Origin of the sequence: Alistipes sp. i18-0019-D1, from assembly GCF_042852885.1 — a bacterium.
GTDB lineage: Bacteria > Bacteroidota > Bacteroidia > Bacteroidales > Rikenellaceae > Alistipes.
Window position 1 is genome coordinate 26,451 of record NZ_AP031424.1, and the last position, 19,122, is coordinate 45,572.

At 60.5% G+C, this 19,122-nt stretch carries 9 protein-coding genes; all 9 read right to left on the reverse strand.

Features of this window, described 5'->3' with window-relative positions:
* Window positions 1-49: 49 nt before the first annotated feature.
* Window positions 50-1,594, reverse strand: coding sequence for a sulfatase (locus tag ACGHP5_RS00130; protein WP_295900924.1), 1,545 nt, complete (start codon window positions 1,592-1,594; stop codon window positions 50-52).
* Window positions 1,594-5,550, reverse strand: a complete 3,957-nt coding sequence (locus ACGHP5_RS00135; protein ID WP_390567762.1) for a two-component regulator propeller domain-containing protein — start codon at window positions 5,548-5,550, stop codon at window positions 1,594-1,596. Before ACGHP5_RS00135 ends, ACGHP5_RS00130 begins: the two co-directional genes overlap by 1 nt.
* 207 nt (window positions 5,551-5,757) lie before the next feature.
* Window positions 5,758-7,353, reverse strand: coding sequence for an arylsulfatase (locus tag ACGHP5_RS00140; protein ID WP_295900930.1), 1,596 nt, complete (start codon window positions 7,351-7,353; stop codon window positions 5,758-5,760).
* A 24-nt stretch (window positions 7,354-7,377) separates the two neighbouring features.
* Window positions 7,378-9,570: a M60 family peptidase N-terminal accessory domain-containing protein gene (locus ACGHP5_RS00145; protein WP_290532032.1), complete on the reverse strand. Its 2,193-nt coding sequence runs from the start codon at window positions 9,568-9,570 to the stop codon at window positions 7,378-7,380.
* A gap of 35 nt (window positions 9,571-9,605) precedes the next feature.
* Window positions 9,606-11,243: a RagB/SusD family nutrient uptake outer membrane protein gene (locus ACGHP5_RS00150; protein ID WP_390567764.1), complete on the reverse strand. Its 1,638-nt coding sequence runs from the start codon at window positions 11,241-11,243 to the stop codon at window positions 9,606-9,608.
* A 20-nt stretch (window positions 11,244-11,263) separates the two neighbouring features.
* A complete protein-coding gene (locus ACGHP5_RS00155; RefSeq protein ID WP_337756050.1) occupies window positions 11,264-14,398 on the reverse strand; it encodes a SusC/RagA family TonB-linked outer membrane protein in 3,135 nt (1,044 codons plus the stop codon).
* 19 nt (window positions 14,399-14,417) lie between these two features.
* Window positions 14,418-15,974: a fasciclin domain-containing protein gene (locus ACGHP5_RS00160; RefSeq protein ID WP_390567766.1), complete on the reverse strand. Its 1,557-nt coding sequence runs from the start codon at window positions 15,972-15,974 to the stop codon at window positions 14,418-14,420.
* 51 nt (window positions 15,975-16,025) lie between these two features.
* Window positions 16,026-17,594, reverse strand: coding sequence for a fasciclin domain-containing protein (locus tag ACGHP5_RS00165; protein ID WP_390567768.1), 1,569 nt, complete (start codon window positions 17,592-17,594; stop codon window positions 16,026-16,028).
* Window positions 17,595-17,617: 23 nt separating this feature from the next.
* Window positions 17,618-19,114: a RagB/SusD family nutrient uptake outer membrane protein gene (locus ACGHP5_RS00170; RefSeq protein WP_295900941.1), complete on the reverse strand. Its 1,497-nt coding sequence runs from the start codon at window positions 19,112-19,114 to the stop codon at window positions 17,618-17,620.
* Window positions 19,115-19,122 lie beyond the last annotated feature (8 nt).

Genomic DNA, 19,122 nt, shown 5'->3' on the forward strand with positions numbered 1-19,122 from the left:
AAAAAGACATCCTCCGAAAGAGGATGTCTTTTTTTGCGCCTTGCCGGAGCTATTCCCTGGTGCGTACCGGCTCGATCGGAGGCAGCGGCCCGAATTCGCCGTGCGCGGCAGCCTTGATGCTGAAATTCTTGTACATCCAGTGGTCGCGATACCACGTGCAGGGCTTGAATTCGTCGTTCAGCTCCTCCATCCTGGCGGCCATGCCGCCGCGGAGCGTTTCGAGCACCTTCGCATATTTCCTCTCGCCGGCGACGTTGCGGGTCATGTGCGGGTCCTTCTTACGGTCGAAAAGCAGTTCCGAGCCGTCGCGCAGGTAGCGGGCGTAGGTATAACGCTTGTCCCGCACGGCACGCCATTCGAAGCCGTTGCGCCAGAGGTGGGTATGGCCCATTCCCTGCATGAAGGCGAAGTCGGGTTCGATCCCCTTCTCTCCGCGGACCACGAAACTCAAATCCCGACCCTCCATCTCCTCGGGAATGCTGTCGGAAAGTCCGACCATGCCGAGCAGCGTGGGCGCAATGTCCGGGGTGTTGAGGCAGACATCCGTCTTGCCGTGCTTCGCCCCGGGGCAGCGCACGAGCATCGGGATGCGGCACGACTCGTCGTAGAAAATCATCTTGAACATGCGCCCCTGCGAAGTCATCATCTCGCCGTGGTCCGACGTGAAGACCACGATCGTGTTGTCGGCGATGCCCAGACTGTCGAGCAGCCCCACCACGCGGCCGAACTGTTCGTCGATGGAATTCGCCATCGCATAGTAGCAGCGCATGGCCTCGTTATAGCCTTCGCCCCTGACGAAATCGTCGCGCCAGCTGGCCTTGCCGTTGAAATACTCGGAGAAAAAGCGGTCCATGTAAGGGTCCGGATTCTCGTTGAAATTCTCCGGAAGCTCGAATTTCACGTCCCTGAACTTCTCATAGCAATGCTCGGGAACGTTCTTGCGCACCCAGGGGTCGTGCGTGGGGCTCCACGAAAGCATCAGCGTAAAGGGCTGCCCGTCGCCGGCATGCTCGCGGATGTAGTCGAGGGCAAGTCCCGTGAAGACCTCCGGGCCGTACTGCCCCTTGAGGCTGACGTGCACGGGTTCGCCGTCGGGACCGTCCGTATCGTAGAACGCATTGTAGTTGATGTGGTTGAACGAATAAGCCGCCCAATAGCCGTCGAAGCCCATGCGCTCGGGCCCCCGTTTGTAGGGCCGGCGGTGGGCGTCGTTCCAGTGGACCTTGCCGACATAGCCGGTCTGGTAGCCGGCATCGGTGAGCACGTGGGCCAGCGTCCGGTGATTGGGATTGAGGTTCAGCTCGTTGATCACCATGCCCGTCGACGAGGTGTATTTGCCCGTTATCAGGCTGGCCCGGTAGGCGGCGCTGACCGGGCTGACCGACACGGCGTTGGTGAAATCGAGCGACTGGCGCGCGAACCGGTCGAGGTTGGGCGTCACGGCCAACTCGTCCCCGGCATAGCCCAGCACGTCGGCCCGCAGCTGGTCCGCCATCATGTAGATGATGTTGGGACGCTGCTGCGCCCCGGCAGTCCCCGCAAGGCCTGTCAACGTACCCGCCCCGAGCAGGTACAGCAATCGTTTGTTCTTCATTATTTGGATTTTGAGTTTTGATCCTTATACTGTTTGGGCGTCATCCCGAACTCCTCGCGGAAGCAGGCCGAGAAGTAGCTCGATGTCTTGAATCCCACCTGCTCGTAGATCTCCTTGATCAGGAAGTCGCCGCTGCGGATCATCTCGGCGGCCTTGCGCAGGCGGTAGGTTTTCATATAGTCGTTGGGCGAGATGCCGAACAGGCTCTTGACCTTGCGGTAGAAGTTCGACCGGCTCATGAACATTTTCTCGGCCAGCTGTTCGATGTAGAAGGTCTCCTCGCAGAGGTGCTCCTCGATATGGGCGTTCAGTTTCTCGATGAACTCCGCGTCGCGCCTGCTGATGCCCAGCGACGCCGTGTCGGCATGCCCCGTATCGGTGAGCAGCGCCCGGCGGATGCGTTCGCGGTTCTTGATCAGGCTGTCGATCTGCGCCATCAGGTGCTCCGAGGAGAAGGGTTTCTCGATGTAGGCGTCGGCGCCGTACTCCAGGCCGCGCACCTTGTCCTCGACGGAGGTCTTCGCCGTGAGCTGGATGATGGGAATATGGCTGTAACGCAGTTCCGACTTGACGTATTCGCACAACTCGTAGCCGTCCATCTCGGGCATCATGATGTCGCTCACGATCAGGTCGCAGTTGTTGTCGGCGAGCACCTCCAGCGCTTTTTTGCCGTTGGCGGCGGTGAGCACCTCGTAACGGGCGGCGATGATCTCGGCGATCACGCTGCGCAGATCGTCGTTATCCTCCACGACCAGTATCTTACAGGTTCCGCTCTCCTCTGCCGTAGCGGGGGGGGGAGTTGCATCCTCCCCGGTACCCTCCTGCCCCGCTCCGTCCGACGCACCGGACTCCGCGGCCGCAAGGCTCAACGGAATTTCCACAGTGAAAACGGCCCCGCCCCGCTCGCCGTTGGCGCACACGACGCTTCCGCCGTGCTTGATGGCCAGCAGGCGCGCCAGGGGCAGCCCGATACCGGTTCCGCCCTTGCTGTTGCCCGACTGGTAGAAGGTGTTGAAGATGCGTTCCATATCCTCGGGAACAATGCCCTGCCCGTCGTCGGAAATCGTGATGCGGAAAAGGCCGCTGTCAGCTGCAAGGGTCACGCAGCAGTTACTCTTGGCGTACTTCAGCGCATTGGATAACAAGTTGTTGACAATCTTCGAAATGGCATCGCGGTCGACCTGCGCCACCACGCCGGGTTCGATGTGCCGTTCGAGCCGGATGCCGCCGACCTCCGCGGCCGGACCGAAACGCGTGCAGAGTTCGCCGACCAACTCCGAAACGTCGCACGGCTCCATCGACGGCGTATAATCCGTCTCTTCGGTCTTGCGCAGGTCGAGCAGCTGATTGACCATCTCCAGCAGGTTGCTCGTGTTCCTCTCCATGACGTGGAGGTAGTCCCGGACCTTGGGCGGAAACTGCCCGTCCTCCTTCAGGATGGATTCGAGGGGCACTTTTATGAGCGAAAGCGGCGTCCGGATTTCATGGGCGACGTTGGTGAAGAAGTCGATCTTCGACTGATAGTTGATCTTCTCCTGCTGCGAGGCGAACTCGGCGAGTTTGAGGCGGTGCTTGCGGCGCACGTACCAGGAGCCGTACCAGGCCAGCAGGCCCAGCAGCAACAGGTAGCAAACGACGGCCACCGCCGAACGGTAGAACGGCGGCAGGATGACGAAGTCGACGACGGCCGTGTTTTCGCTCCATACGCCGTCGTCGTTCGAACCGCGCACCTCGAACGTGTACCGTCCCGGCGAGAGGTTGGTGAAATGGACCTCGTTACGGTCGGTATGGTTCCACTCCCCGTTCTGTCCCGCGAGCCGCCAGGCATAGCGGTTTTTGGTCGGAGCCTGGTAGCTCAACGCCGCGAAGGTGAATCCCACGGAGTTCTGGTTGTATTTCAGCCGCAGTTCCCTGTTCAGATGCAGCGGGCGTTTGAGCGGCGAAGATTCCCTGCCGCCACGGTCGATCTCCACCCACCGGTCGTTGACCAGAAGCCCCGTCAGGCAGACCGAAGGAACGAAACCGTTGCGTTGCAGAGCCTCGGGCCGGAAGGCCGAATAACCGTTGATGCCGCTGAAAAAGAGCCGCCCGTCGCGCGTACGCAGCGAGGCGCGCTCGTTGAACTGGTTGCCGGTAAGCCCGTCGCGGACGGTCAGGTGGTAGCGCACCTCCTGCGTCTCGGTGTCGAGGCTGAAAAGCCCGTTGTTGCACGCGATCCAGAGCGTCCCGTCGCCGCCCTCCTCCAGCGAAGCGATCGACAACCCCTTCAGGATGCCGTCGGAGGCTTCGAACGGCACGAAACGCCGGGTCTCGCGGTTCAGCCGGAACAGTCCCGTTTCCGTCCCCAGCCACGTATTGTCACGGCTGTCCGTAAGGATGCAGACGCTGTTGGGCATGCCGGCCCGGGCGAACAGGTAATGTCTGAAATCCCCGGTCGACGTGTCGAACAGGAACGCCCCCTTGTTGCGCGCCAGCACCCAGATCACGCCGGGCCCGGCCTGGGCGAAATCGGAGACGGAAAGATCGTTGCCGCCCTTGTTCACCCGCACGAAATCGTCGGTCTTCCGGTCATACCGGGCGAACCCCCACGGCGTCCCGGCATAGATCGTTCCGGCATCGTCGCGGAAAAGCGTCACCACGTCGTCGTCGCAAAGCGAGGTTTTCACCCCGGGATCGTTGCGGTAGTTACGCACCGCGCCCGTTTTCAAATCGCAGGCATAGACGCCCCCGGCGAGGGTTCCCAGCCACAGGCGGCCTCCGGCGACAAGCATCGTGCGGACATTCTTCACCTCGCGGCGGAACGACTCGGAAGCGCCGCGGAAAGGCTCCGTGTCGACACGGCCCCGGGCGTCGACCTTCAGCACGCCCCGCTTGTCGATGGCCACCCACAGATTGCCGTCGTCGTCCTCGGCGAACGCCGTGGCGAGCGTCTTGCCCCGCTCGCCGATCTTGAGCGACATGTGTTCGATGGGTTTGAGGCGGCGGGGAAGGTAGGTGATGCCGTTGTATTGCGTGGCGACCCAGATTCCGCCCTCGCGGTCGCGGAAAAGCGCATTGACCGTATAGGTGTAAGGCTCGCTGCGGACCGTCATGTCCGTCACGGGGTCGATCTCGCCCGACCCGGTGTAGAAGACGAACAGCCCGTCGTCGGAACCCACCAGCAGTTCGCCGCGCGAAAGCGGCAGCAGCACCCGGGCCGGAATCTCGCCGCGCCGCGTCCATTTCGCCGCGCTGTCGCCCGACCAGGTCATTTTCGCGAGTCCGTCGGTCACGAAACAGCTCCACAGCTCGTCGTTGCTGTAACAGAGCGACCGGACGGAGGAGACATGGGCGTTCCGCTCCGTCGAAAGGACCGTCAGGCGCTGTCGGCCCTCGCTGTCGAACTCGGCGACCGTGCCGTTGCGGGCGCTCACGAAAACATTCCAGTCCGGACCGCCGGCCATGTCGGTCACGGCATCGGCCAGGCGGCTGTTCTGCTCAAGCGTGCCGTCCTCGGGATGGTAGATGAAAAAGCCCTGGGCCTCCGTGCCGATCCAGATTTTGCCGTCGCCGTTCTCGAAAATGCGGGTGATGCGCCCGGTGATGACCACGCCGTACTGGGTGCGGACGCCGAAATGGGAAAAGGCGTCCTTGCGCTCGTCGTAGAGGTAGACACCCTGCTCGGTCCCGACCCAAAGGCGGTTTTTGCGGTCGGCGCACAGCGCATGGACCGACGTGTTCAGCAGTCCGTGGCGGAGGTTCTCGGAGTTATAGACGCGGAAAACAACCCCGTCGAAACGGCTCAAACCGTCCGCCGTACCGAACCACATGAATCCGCGCTGGTCCTGGGCGATGCACCGGACCGTATTGTGCGAAAGGCCGTTGTCCGCGTTGTAACTGACCAGCGCATAGTTCCGGGCCGAGACGAATCCCGCGCATCCGATCAGCAAAAACAGCGATATGACGAATCTTTTCATAAGTGAGTCCAACAATAAAGGTAGAAATTTGTTTCCGAACGGACAAATCGAATGTTTTCGTATGTCTCCCGAAACGACCGCACCCGACGGCCGCCTGCGGATGCGAGCCGCGGGGACGCCGCGGCTCGCATTCTCCGGTCGGAAACCGGCACGGCGTCGGAACGGTTCCGGGCGGCATTCCCGCCCGTCGTTCCGGAGCTGCACAGGCTATTTCTTCAGCTTCTTCGGGTAGACCTCGTGCGTCGCAGCCCACTCCTTCCACCGGGCCACGAGTTCATCGAGAATCTCGGGATGCTGCGCGGCGAGGTTGTGACGCTCGGAGCGGTCGGCCGGGATGTTGAACAACTCCCACTCCTTCGACTTCTCGTCCTTGACGGCCTTCCAGTCGCCGTGGCGCACGTAGCAGTTGTCGAAATGCTCGCCGAAAAGGTAGTCGTGGAGTACGGTCTTCGGCTTGCGGACCGTCGGCACGAGGCTCTTGCCCTCCAGCGGATGGATGTCGTTGCCGTTGTAGGTCGCGGGATAGGTCGCCCCCGCCACGTCGACGAACGTCGCCATCAGGTCGGGCAGGAAGCTCACGTTGTCACGGATCTGACCGTCGTAGCGCGAAAAGCGCTTGGGCCACGAAACGATCAGCGGAACGGCCAGACCGCCCTCGTAGGCGCGCACCTTGTACTTGCGCAGCGGCGTGTTGCTCACCTGCGCCCACGGCAGTCCGTAAGAGGGAGCCACCCAGCTGTTGGGATCGTTGATGTCGGCCACCGTGCCGAAACCGGTCTCGGTATGCGGCTCGGCGCAGGCGCCGTTGTCCGAGAGGAAAACGATCAGCGTATTGTCCTTTTCGCCGCTCTTCTCGACCCAGTCGAGCACACGGCCCACGTTGTAGTCCATGCAATGCACCTGTGCGGCGTAGACCGACATGCGCAGGGCGGCGTCTTCACGCTCCTTGTCCGTCAGGTCCTCCCAGCGGCGCGACTCCCACTCGGCAAGTTCCCACGTGTCGTCGACGATGCCCAGTTCGGCCTGACGGCGGAAACGCGCCTCGCGGATCTTCTCCCAGCCCGCATCGTACTTGCCGAGGAACTTGTCGATGTCCTCCTGCTTGGCATGCAGCGGCCAGTGGGGCGCGTTATAGGCCAGGTAGAGGAAATAAGGCTTTCCGTCGCCCTTGTTGCTGTCGAGAAACTCGATGGCATAGTCGGTGAAGGCATCGGTGGTGTAATACGGCGCCTCCGGAGGCGTCAGTTTGGTGTTGTCGAGCGTCAGCCCGCGGCCTCCGTGCGGCTGAAGGTAGCTGGTAGCGCCGGCCAGGATACCGTAAAAACGGTCGAAGCCGCGCTGCAAAGGCCATTTTTCCTGCCCGTGCATACCCAGATGCCACTTGCCCGACATGTAGGTATGGTAGCCGGCACCCTTCAGCACCTCGGCCATCGTCACGCAGTTCCGGTTCAGGTACCCCTGGTAGGCGACGGGTTTCTGCGGAACCGGAGCACCCGGCTTGCGCCCGGGAACGGGGTCCTCGGACATGCCGCCGATACCCGCCTGATGGGCATACAGTCCCGTCATCAGGCTCGCCCGCGTGGGGCACGAACGGGCCGTGGAGTAGAACTGCGTATAACGCACTCCGCTCTTTGCGAGGCGGTCGATATTGGGCGTGGGAATCTCGCCGCCGTAGCATCCGACATCGGAATAGCCCATGTCGTCGACCATGATCAAGATGATGTTGGGCTGCTTCGCAGCCGTCGCGCTGCCTGCGGCGAGCGCCGCAGCCGAAGCTCCCAGTGCAAAAAGGGTTTTATTCATGATATTCTGTTTTAGTTCCGCATGTTATTCCGTCTTCTCCTCGACCAGCCCGAAGCCCATTTCGCACATCTGCGTAATGGAATAGCCCGAAGTACCCGGCGTGATGGGCTGCAACTTGAACTGCACTTTGGTCGTCGTGTACTCCTGTTCGAAGTAGTAGAACTCCCAGTTGGAATTGTACAGCAGTTTGAACTCGCTGGGGACGGTGGGTTTCCACGTCCGGGTCGCGTCGTCGTAGTACTCGATGTCGTAGATATAGCTGGTGAAATAGTAGTTGGCGATATTCCAGAGGGCAAAGGTATTGAAGGTCACCGGCTCCTGCGAGTATTCGAAATCGTCGTCCTCGGGGGTATCCTCGCCCGGGCCGGTGAAACTCAAAATGTAGAACGGGATATGTGCCCAGCTCGAACCCGTCGCCGGCTGCATGTGGCCGAGAAGTCCGTTCGAATTGCTGGTGTTGCCGTCGAAGGCGTTCTTCCAGGCAGGATTGGCGATCGAGTTGCCGGTGAACGCCGTTCCATTGGCACGGATGACCGTATCGCACCGGGGATTGACCGGATCGTTATAGGCATTGTAGTCCCAGGCGACACCCCTCAAGTACCAGTTGAGTTTGTCGTCGCCGTCGGCCATGTCGAATTTCAGCCGGGAAGAGGGCCGCACGATGCTCTTGTTCGGGGTCCGGGACTCGAACGAGGGAACCGTCGAACCGTCGTAGCTGGTCCAGAACTGCTCGTCCTCGCCCAGTTCGCGGAATTGCTTCATATAACGGATGGCAATGGTCGAGCAGGGGAAGTGCCAGCGGCGGAAGAACGGCAGCAGGTTGCGGTCGGCGTACTCGCAGGCGCTCATGGCGAAGAAGTCACAGGCGACCTGTCCCCCGAGCAGCTCGTCGGCCTCGTATTCGAACCCGAGTTCGCGGGCACGCTGGGAGACATAGGGGAAGATGCCCCAGCCCAGGAAGTCGGCCAGCTGAATCATCATCGTCGTGCGGACGTTGTCGTTGGCATGACCGTACATGATGCCGTTGTCCCGGTTATTGGTCGTCCGCGCGAACTCCTTGTTGAGTTTTTCGACATTGTCGGCGAAGTTGACCACCTGTCCGGGCCAGAGGCCGAGCGTCTGCGCATAGTGGTAGTAGCCGATATTCAGCGAGGGCTGCAACAGTTTGTCGCTCTCCTGCCAGGGGCTTTTCACCGCTTCTCCGAAGCCGAAAAAGACGTTGAACCAGTTCGTCGCGCCGTCGGTCTGCGCCTGCAGCAGCGTCGTGTTGATCAGCTTCTTCTCATCGACGGGCGACGTGGCCGACTGTCCGCGCAGGAATCCGATCGGATAGCCGCCGTACTGCTGAACGTTGGCCGTCGGGAAAAGCGCCGTCTGTCCGGCATCCGGAAGCTGGATGTCCGAATAAACACGCATCGGAGGCTGGTTGGCGGGATCGTAGCCGCCGAAACGGTAATAGGCGTCGACGATCTTGCCGTAGTAGTCCAGCACGCCGTCGGGGTCGGTCATCGCACTCATCTCGGCGACGCCCGCCGTGAGGATCACCTTGTCGGAAACCAACTCCGTCCAGTTGAGGAACGCCATCGAATCGGCGTCTTCGCTGGGCGCAGCCAGCAGCGCGGCGCGCTCGATCATGGTGTTGATCCACTCGCGCAGGTTGGTTTCGCCCTGCACGTAGTCATCGGAAGGAACCGCATTGTTCACCGTAACGGTTATATCCCCCGCGGGAACCTTATCGGCCGGATAGCAGAAATAGAGATAGCCGCCGAAATAGCTCGAAACGGAGTTGGTCCCGGGATGCAGCACGCCGCGCGTCACCACGTTCTCGTAACGCTGGCGAAGCTGACCGGAGAGCAGTTTGTGGCCTGCGCCGATCTGGTATTGCAGGTCGGACGTGCCCTGGGGCACTTCGATCTCGACGGCATCGCCCGAAGCGACGTAAAGGCCCGTGCTCTGGAGCACGGCCGAATCGGGTGCATAGGCGATCGGCTCGTAACCGCCCTTGACGGTCACCTGCACGCCGAACGCACGTTCGATGTTCGGGGAGACGATGCCCGGGAATTTATCGGCCCAGTCCCAGTAGGGGTTGCCCGACGAACCGCCCTCGTCCGAACCGCCCATGTCGATCAGGGGCGATTCAGCGGTCAGGTCTTTCGAACACGAGAGGGCGCATATTGCGATCACTGCCGGAAGCAGTACGATCAGAATCTTCTTCATAGCTTTATCTTCGTAATGGTTCGCAATTCACTTGTTTAGTTTTCCAGCTCCAGGTCATAGTCGATAAACCAGTTGGCGGGATCCTCCAGTTTCGCCGCATAGGCCTCCCGCTCGGCGACCGGGAACTTGCGGGTCACCATCCGGGCGAGCATCGCGGGATTGTCGGTGTTGCGTGCAATGCGCATCATCGTGAACCAGCGCTTGCCCTCGCCGGCCAGTTCGCGTGCAGTCTCCTCGATGATCAGGCTGTCGAGCACGGCACGTCTCCGTTCGGTGTACTCCGGGGTTTCGGGATTACGATCTCCCATAAAACGTGCATCCGTCGAACGGACTTCCGGAATGTTGAGCCGTCCGCGGACACCCAGACCGCCCTTCAGCTTCTCGAACGCGTAGATCGGCGCGTCGAACGGCGGATTGTAGCGGTTGCCCGAAACGTAATAGGGTTTGAACCCGTCGTTGAGGACGGCATCGGCGGCATCGTAGTTGCCCAGCGCGGTGAGCGCCTCGGCGATCATCAGATGGATTTCCGCCGCGCGGTAGATATAGATCGGCGCATCCTGCTGCTGAATGGTACGGTTCAGGTTGTACTTGTTGAGCACGGATTCTCCCATACTTGTCGTATAAGATACGCCGACGCCCCGCGGATCCTTGACGGTCTGCACTCCCGACTGGTAATCGCGGCCCGTATAGCGGGAGGTCATCACCGAAGTCGGCTTCACGTAATACTCGCACGTCGGGTCGGACGAAAAGAGCGAATAGAGCGGGTTGATCTGACGCTGAGAATAGTCGTAGAGCACCATCGTAAGGCCCTCGTTGGTCTGGGGGTTGGCCGGCGACTCGGAGAAAAGCGTGTGCCACTCCTTCGTCTTGCCGAACTGCTCCGAAAGCGTGAACTTGTTGACATCGCCGGCAGGAGCCAGAGCCTGTCCCGTGATCAGGTTGATACCCTTCTTCGCCGCGGACTCGTAGTCCCTGTTCCAGAGGTAAAGCTCGCACATCAGCGCGTCGGGCGAGATGGGCACGCTGCCCCAGATACCCGTCGTGCCGAACATCGTGTTGATGTCCACGCGGCGGAGTCCGTTGATGTTGTCGACGCCCGTGTTCATGAAGTGGATCAGCTCGGGAATCAGTTCGTCGAACGTCAGGAGGGGAAGCTTGCTCAAATCCACCTCGCCGGTCATCGCGTAGTCGTAATAGACGGCCTTGCCGTAGAGCTTGCCGATGTTGAGGTAGGCCCAGACGCGCAACGTGACCGCTCCGGCGATCATCTGCCGGTAGGTGCTGACCGGAATGACGCCCGGATAGCTGGCGTTGTAGTCGATGGTGTTGCGCAGGAAGTCGTTGCAGTTCATCACGATCCGGTACAGGGGCGCGGGATCGGCCACCGTATTGCCCGGCTGCACGCCGTAGCGGTACACCTCCCAATAGCTGTCGGGAGCCTGGTCCGTAGGCGTTATCAGGTCACCCTGCAATTCGCCCGTAACCACGATTTTGGGCGCCACGTCCTGCAAAGTGGCCATCAGGCCCATGAAGGAGGCGTATACGTTCGAGCGGTCGGTGTAGTTGTCGTCCGCATCGAGCATGTTGTCGGGAGTCTGGTCGAAGAAACTTTCGCAGGAGGTTGCCAGCGAAGCGGCGCAGATCACCGTTATCATCAGTTTGAACAGTTTCATATCTCGTATCGTTTTGACCGTTAAAAATTCAGGATAAGACCGATCTTCACGTATTTCGGCACGGGAATCTTCGCTACGTCCATGCCCTGCATGGCCATGTCGTAGGAGTAGGCGAACTCGGGGTCGGCGCCCGTGTAATCCGTAAAGCAGAAGAGGTTCTCACCCGTGATGAAGACCTTGAAACCGGTCATGAAGAGCAGTTTCTTGCGGGTCTCCCACGAAAGGGTCAGCTCCTTGAGTTTCAGGTAGGAGCCGTCCTCGATCCAACGCGAGGAGAAGCGGTTGTTGCCGGCGGGATCGCCGTAAACCACACGCGGAATGTCCGTGACCTGTCCTTCGGCCACCCAACGGCGCCCCATGCTGGCGGCCTGGTTGGAGAAGCCGTTGCCCAGTTCGTTGTAACGGCGCGTGGCGTTGTAAACCTGATTGCCGTGGCTGAACGAGAAGTTGGCGAACAGCGAGAAGCCCTTCCAGCTCATCTTGGTATAGAATCCGCCGAAGAAATCGGGATCGGCGCAGCCGAGCACCTCGCGGTCGGCATCGGTGATGAGCTTGTTCCCGTCGAGGCTGCGGAACCGCACGTCGCCGCCGGTGAACGCATAGCCGCTCAAGGTCGCCAGCCCGTCGGACGTTGCCTGCTCCGAAGTGGCGTAAATGCCGTCGGCACGGTGTCCGTAATAGGAGAAGGGAGCCTCCCCCACCCGGTTGACGAGCGTCACGCCGTCGCCGAGGTCGATGATCTGCCGGTCCTGGCCGCCGAGGCTCATGACGCGGGTTTTGTAGTAGGCGATGTTACCGCCGACGCGCCAGCGGAACTTGCCGCCCACGAGCAGCGCACTGGCGCTGATTTCCGCACCGCGCGAACGCATCGAACCGCTGTTCTTATAGATGACGCCGGAACCGTAGACGGGCGATGCCTTGGTGTCGACGATCATGTGGCGGGTATACTCCTCGAAGATGTCGGCGCTCAGCGTAAACTTGTCGCCCAGCAGCGAGAAGTCCACACCCAGGTCGATGTTGGTCACGCGCTCGGGACCGATCTTCTGGTTGGGAACGCCCGCACGGACCAGGCCGCTCACATCGCGCAGCAGTTGCAGCATGTAGTAATAGCTGCCGTAGGCGCTGCTGTAACGGCTGTTGGGGTTGACGCTGTACTCACCGCGCAGCATCAGGCCGGAAACCGCCTTGCTGTTGCGCAGGAAGGGGGCGTTGCTGATCTTCCAGCCGGCCTTGAAGCCGGGGAACACGTACCAGCGGTCGCTGTACGCGCCGTAGGTCGAAGAGGCGTCCACCACGCCCGTGGCCGAAAGGTAGAGCTGTTCCCGGTAGTTGTAGTCGGCCTTCAGATAGAAGTTCATCCAGTTCAGCAGCTCGGCGTAGCCGCCCGAGGTGCGGCCCACGGAGGAGACGTTGGAAAGCGAACGGTAGCGGTCGGTCGTCGTGTTGATGCCCGATCCGCTGCTGGCCTGCGTGCGCGAGGAGATCATCTGCCAGCCGCCTTTCAGGTCGAGCCGGTGGCTGCCGGAGGTGAGGTTGTAGGACAGGCCGACCTTGCCGAAATAGTCCCTCGACTCCGAGGAGCCGCTGCGCACCGTATTGAGGGCCAGGCCGCCCATCAGCGGGGCGATCGTGCCCGAACTCAAACCGCCGATGAAGATGTCGTCCTTGATGTAGCGGTAGAAGATGCCGAACGTGAAGTCCGCCTTCAGGTTTTTCAGGATATTGTAGTTCAGACCCGTGTTCACCAGGAAGTCGTAGATCTTGTTCTTGCCCTCGATGCCCGTCAGCATGGCGACGGGGTTGGAAATGTTCATCGTCGGGTCGATCTTCGCATACTCGGTCAGGATGGCGCCCTTGTCGTCGACCTCGTAGATGCCCGTCAGCGGGGAGTGCGAATAGGCCGCCAGCAGGGGGTTGGTCTGGGGCGAGAGGCCCTGCTCCTGAAGCTTCATCTCCAGAAAATCGAAGGAGATGGAGGCGAAGGCGCTGAGCTTTTCGCTGAAGTTGATGTTGGTGTTGCCGTTGGTATAGAACTTGTCGCGCTTGGTTCCGTCGACCACACCGTTGCCTTTCTGATAACCGGCCGTCACGAGGTACTGGACCACGGCGTCGCCGCCCCGCACCTTCAGCGTATTGTCCGATACGAAGGCGGGCGAGAAGATCTCCTTCTGCCAGTCGGTGTTGAAACCGTAGCGCACCTGCTCGGCAGGCGTCATGTTGCCGCTCAGGAAGGGGAACGCCTTTCCGATCTCTTCCGAATCGGCGTAGCGGCTTCCGGCGATGTCGGCGATGTAACGGCTGAAATCGAGTCCCGAAAGCAGGGGCAGCGTCTTGTTGATGAAGCCCACGCCCTCGACGGTCTGGAATTCGACCAGCGTACGGCTCACCTTACCGCGCTCGGTGTTGATCAGCAGCACGCCGTTGCTGCCCAGCGAGCCGTAGGGCATTGCATCGGCTCCTTTGAGGAAGGTGATCTGCTCGATATTGTTCAGGTTGACCGGTTCGAGCAGGTCGGCCGAAAATCCGTTGATGATATTGGAAGTGTTCTGGTCCGAAATGAAGGGGACCCCGTCGACGACCAGCAGCGGCGTATTCTGCCCCAGCAGGGTGCGGTTGCCGCGCAGGTTGAAGAAGGAGCCTTCACCCACCATGCCGCCCTTGGAACTTACGCGCAGGCCCGCGAAACGGCCCGTGAGCGCGTCGCTCACCGAGAAATAGCCCCGGTTGACATCCTTGATATCCATGGCCTGGGCCGTGCTGGTCCTGTCGGACATCGGCACGACGCCGTCGGGCGAGTAGTAACGGTCGGTTCTCAGCGTCTTGTCCGCCTGTTGCAGGTAAACCACCAGGCTGTCACGGCCGAGCAGATTCACCCGGGCCGAAAAATAGCCCTCCTTGATCACGTTGAGCACGGCATCCCGGGAGAAGGTTTTCGCCCGGAAAACGCCTTTCGGGCCGCTCACCACCGATTTGGCCAGTTCGCCGGAGCTGACCTGCGCGGCCGCCACCGGCTTGCGGGTATCGGCATCCAGCACGAGACCCACGACCGAATGGCCTTCGGCCGGATCCCGGTATTGATGAGGCTGCGCCGCCACTGCACGTCCCCCTGCAAAGAGCACGGACAGAAACAAAATGTATGTTATGAAATTACGCATTTTTCACTCTTTTTAGGGATTAATAATTGTCGGTCGGGGTCAGAACGATCCGTCCCACGCAGATCCGTCGCTTCTCGCCCATCGTATACTTGCCGGGAATGACGATCCGCAGTTCGAGCTGCCCGTATTTGCCGGTGATCTCGTATTCTTTGGTCAGCAAGCCGATCGTGCCGTTGCCGGTGGCTGCGCCGTCGTCGAACGCATTGGCCACGATACCCTCGGCGCGCCCGATCAGGGTCATGTCGTTCTCGCCGTGAACCTGGTAGATATCCAGAATATCGGTCTGGTTGGCGTTGTTGAATTTGTAGCTGACCAGGTGGCACTGAACGCTGTACTTGCCCGGCATGATGTTCAGCGGAACGTTGAGCAGCTGTTCTTCGTCATACGTACAACTCTTGAACTGGTAATAGTTGCCGTCGAAGTTGGTCGTGTACTGGAAGAACACCGCCAGTTTGTCGGGAACCAACCGGCTGTTCACGTTGTTGATCGTGTTCTTGTAGGAGTCGTAGGTTCCGGGATTCTTGGTGATGTTGCCTCCGCCGTCGATAATCTCCTTGCGCAGGTAATAGGGATTGAACCAGACGTTCTCGAAATAAACGCTGCGCGGAACGTAACATGCGCTCATGGGCCAGATGCGGCCGTTGCTCATCTCGACAGGATCGAGCACCGTCTGGTAGTCGGTGCGGATCTCCTTGCCGAGGACCGATTTCAGCGAACTGCCCGGCTGGAAGTCGACCAGTCCGGTGTGGAGGGCGGCCTTCATCATCCAGGTCGACCACAGCACGGTATCCGCCGGCGTCACTTCACGCTCGACGCTGTTCAGATACTCGGTCTTCTCCCGGAACATCGCCTCGAAGGCATCGTTGTCCGGAACGAAAAGCGTATAGCGGATGCTCTCGTCGTTCAGATCGAGGTCCTTCAGCAGGTCGTTCTTGACGATCCACACCGAGTCGTAGATGATCCGGCCGTTCTCGTCCACGCCGAGAATCGGGCTGTTCTCCTTGTCGAAGACCCGGACGTTATGGGCCAGCAGCGTATCGCGGAACCGCGAATAGTCGTCGCCGGCCTCCTCAAGCCACTGGTAGAGATTCTTGCGCGGCGCAAGCCATTCGGAGACCCGGTGGACGACGCCGTTCTCGAACACCCGGTCCATCTCGGAAATCGCGATGCCGTCGATGGTGTAGGTTCCCGAAGCGCTTCCCACGGTCAGGTATTTGCCGGCCATCGTCCCCACGGTCGAAAGACGCGCGAGGTTGCGGCTGAAGATCGTCGTGATCGAAATGTGATTGCGTACGAGACGCAGCTTCTCGGCGTCGCTCATCGCAGCCACCCCGGCGGGCATCTGCGCGTCGGTCGGCGCCCAGACCGTCACCAGGTCCTTCCCCGACAGGATTTCGGTCATGCCGGTCTCGCCGACGAGTTTCACGAATTCGGAATAGTCGGGTGTCTTTTCCAGATACTGGAGCACCGTTCCTTCCCCGGTGGCCGTCTCGCCGCCGGTATAGTAGTCGTCCACGGCGTTGGTGCAGGCCGAGACCGCCAGAACCGCAAGACAACCCAAAGTTTTCAGGATCATATTTTCAGGAATATGCATAGTCTTCATTTTTTTAGATTCAGGCACACAGAACTACTCTTCCACGGGGACGAACGTGATGCGGTCGAATCCGCAGATGCCGCCGGTGGAACCGACCGTGAAACGCACCGTGTGGGTCTCCTCGCTCAACAGCGTGCGGTTGCCCCACGATCCCACGTTGTCGCCGTTGACGAAGTTGCGGTCGTTGCCCATGGCCACGTCGTCCCACAGGATGTTGCACTTGCCGCCGTAGTCGGCGTCGTTCGACTTCTCGATGGTGAACGTATAGGTTCCGGCAGGAAGCACCGGAATGTCGACTTCGAGCCAGCCGATGTCGCCCATATTCCAGTAGAGGGCGTCGCTGTAAAGATAGCGTCCGTTACCCACGTACTCGCTGTGATACCACACTTCGGCCTTGGTCTCGGGAATCGCCTCCCAGCGGATGCCGGGGACGTCGAGGCCGTTCTCGATCAGGCTGTATTTCTGCGCCCCGTCGCCCTCGCCCTTCTCCGAGCGGTAGAACGGCACGGCCTGGAACTCGACCTTGTCGGTGGGTTCCCAGACCACGACGTAATGCGCCATCGTCTCCGGAAGCACGCCCAGGTTGTCGATTTCATGCACATAGCCGTTCTTGGCCGGGATATCGCGCCGTGCCTCGACGATGCGGAAACTCTCCGCGCCGGCCTGCGGGTTGAAGTCGATGGAGCTGCCCGTATCGAGAACCGAAATGCCCTTGATCTCGGAGCAGGAGTAGATCGTCATGGACTTATAACCCGAGGGGAAAGTCGTCAGCTCGGCATATCCGTTCAGTTTGTCCATCATGTGATAGAGCATGAACTGATAGAGGTCCGACTCCTTGTCGGCCGGATCGCCGCCGCCGAACCAGGCTTTCAGGTCGTCCAGGCTGTTGATGCCGCGGCTGCGGAACACCTCGTCGGAAACGACCAGCACGGTCTTGTTCTCGCGGATGGTAGTCTCCCCAATCGTCCGGTAGGTGTTGTCGAGCCACTCGTCAAGCCCGCAGGATTCGACCGCACCGGCGAAGATCGAATAGGACGGATTGCCGGAGATAATGTCCCAGACGCTCTGGGTCAACGGCTCCAGCGGCTTGTCCAGCGTATGGATGACGCCGTTCGAGAGGTCGATGTCCTTGCGGACGAGGAACGACGGCTCCTTGTCTTCGCCGTTGTCAATATACCGCCGCTGGGTATCGATGTTGATCCCGGCCGTGAGGTAATCGCCCGTGAGGGTCGGCAGCGAGAGTTTCAGCATCAGGTTCGCACTGGCCATTTTGGCGCCGCTGATGATGTGGTAACGAAGCAGGAAGTCGATCTCGTCGGCCGGCATCTCTTCGACCGAATCGTAGTCGGTCTTCTCCCGCAGGTAGGTCTCCACGGCGGTATTGTCCGCCACGAAGCAGGTGAACTGCCCGTTGCCGAGATTCATGGCATTGTACAGGTTGACCTTCCGGAGCATGGCGACCCACATCGAGAATTCGGGCTGGCCGGCAAGCCACTCGCCGACGGGCTGTTCGTCGTACGCGCGGAACACCTGATCCTTGTACGGGTCGTCGCAGCTGCCCAGCAGCAGCAGGCCCGCTATGATTGCTATTATTTTACGCATAAAGTCCATTTTTGTCGGTTCGGTTATAGGTAGTAGGGATTCTGTACGAGAACGCCGCCGCTGGCGATCATGTCGCTCTCATTGATCGGCAGGTAGTAGCCGTAGGTGTTCTGCAACTTGGCCTGGTAGAGCGGGCGGTCCTTGGCGGCCACGTTCTGGAGCAGCAGCGAGACCAGCTTGTTCTTATACTGCCCGTCGTTGCGCACCGCCACCCGCACCAGGTCGAACCAGCGCTTGCCTTCGAAGCAGAGTTCGCGCAGACGCTCGTCCAGCACCAGGTCGATCGCTTCCGACTGGCTGTCCGGCATGTCGGGATGCATCGTGTAACCGGCGCGTTCGCGGATCTGCCGGATGATGGCGTAAGCCGCGTCCGAATCGCCCTCGGCGCCCCGCATGACGTAGGCCTCGGCCTTCATCAGCAGCACGTCGGCCAGCCGGTAGAAGATCCAGTTCGCGTCGCGCTGCGAGGACTCGCGGAGGTTCTCGACGCCTGTCGCCGTTCCGGCGTACTTCCACACCTTGGCGCTCGCTTCGATGTAACTGCCGCCCGAACCGCGCACGTCCGTCTCGTCGGGGAACTCGGCGAACTTGGCCATCGCCGCATCGGAAATGGCGTAGTTGTTATTGTTGCTTTCGTTGTAGAACCACGCAAACAGGTTGTTGGTCTGGAGCTGTGCCGCACTCCACTGCAATTCGATGATGCTCTCCTCGGAATTGCCCGGATTGTAGATCTGATACCAGCTCTCCGTGGGAAGCAGCGTATAGAGACCCGACTTCTCGATGTTCTCGCACATGGCGATCGTCTCGTCGTACTGCTCCGTCCAGAGGTAGATGTCGGCCAGCAGGGCGTAGAGCGCCCAGACCGTAGCGCGTCCCTTGTTCTCCCACGATCCGGGATCGTAGGCCACGGGGATCTGCTGCGCGCACTCCCGCAGGTCGGCGGCGATCGTTTTCAGGATCTCCATTCCGTCGCTCTTCGGAATGCGGAACTCCTGGCTGTCGTTCAGGTAGGGTTCGGTCACGTAGGGCACGTCGCGAAACGTGCGGACGAGGTAGAAATAACACAGGGCGCGCACCCACTTCGCTTCGGCGACGTAGGCGTCGCAGGCCTTCTGCGTGAAGGTCTTGTCGCGGGGCAGCACGTCGGCCGCATACCGGATGACCGCATTGCAGCGTCCGATTGCGTTGTAGAACTGCTGCCATTTGCAGATGGGGTTGGTATCCTTTATTTCAAGCCCCTTGACCGCGAGCATGTTCTCGTTCGAGGTCAGACCGGGACCCAGGATCGTAACGTCCCCGCGCAGTTCGCCCCAGCGCACCAGCAGTTCGAGGCTGCTGCGGAGCTGCTGGTAGGCGCCCATCATGACGGCGTCGACCTCCTCCTTATTATTCCAGAACTCGTCGTTGGGCTGCTCGTTCTCGGGCTTCACGTCGAGCCAGCTGTTGCATGCCGTCCCTGCCGACACCAGCAGCAGCAGGAACAACGCTTTCAGCGTGTTGAAAAAATATCTCTTATTCATAATTCTCA

Bases quoted from the DNA above. Each gene is read 5' to 3' on its own strand.
- ACGHP5_RS00150 (WP_390567764.1), bottom strand. From the start codon at position 11,243: ATGAAACTGTTCAAACTGATGATAACGGTGATCTGCGCCGCTTCGCTG.
- ACGHP5_RS00145 (WP_290532032.1), bottom strand. From the start codon at position 9,570: ATGAAGAAGATTCTGATCGTACTGCTTCCGGCAGTGATCGCAATATGC.
- ACGHP5_RS00135 (WP_390567762.1), bottom strand. From the start codon at position 5,550: ATGAAAAGATTCGTCATATCGCTGTTTTTGCTGATCGGATGCGCGGGA.
- ACGHP5_RS00170 (WP_295900941.1), bottom strand. From the start codon at position 19,114: ATGAATAAGAGATATTTTTTCAACACGCTGAAAGCGTTGTTCCTGCTG.
- ACGHP5_RS00155 (WP_337756050.1), bottom strand. From the start codon at position 14,398: ATGCGTAATTTCATAACATACATTTTGTTTCTGTCCGTGCTCTTTGCA.
- ACGHP5_RS00130 (WP_295900924.1), bottom strand. From the start codon at position 1,594: ATGAAGAACAAACGATTGCTGTACCTGCTCGGGGCGGGTACGTTGACA.
- ACGHP5_RS00160 (WP_390567766.1), bottom strand. From the start codon at position 15,974: ATGATCCTGAAAACTTTGGGTTGTCTTGCGGTTCTGGCGGTCTCGGCC.
- ACGHP5_RS00165 (WP_390567768.1), bottom strand. From the start codon at position 17,594: ATGCGTAAAATAATAGCAATCATAGCGGGCCTGCTGCTGCTGGGCAGC.
- ACGHP5_RS00140 (WP_295900930.1), bottom strand. From the start codon at position 7,353: ATGAATAAAACCCTTTTTGCACTGGGAGCTTCGGCTGCGGCGCTCGCC.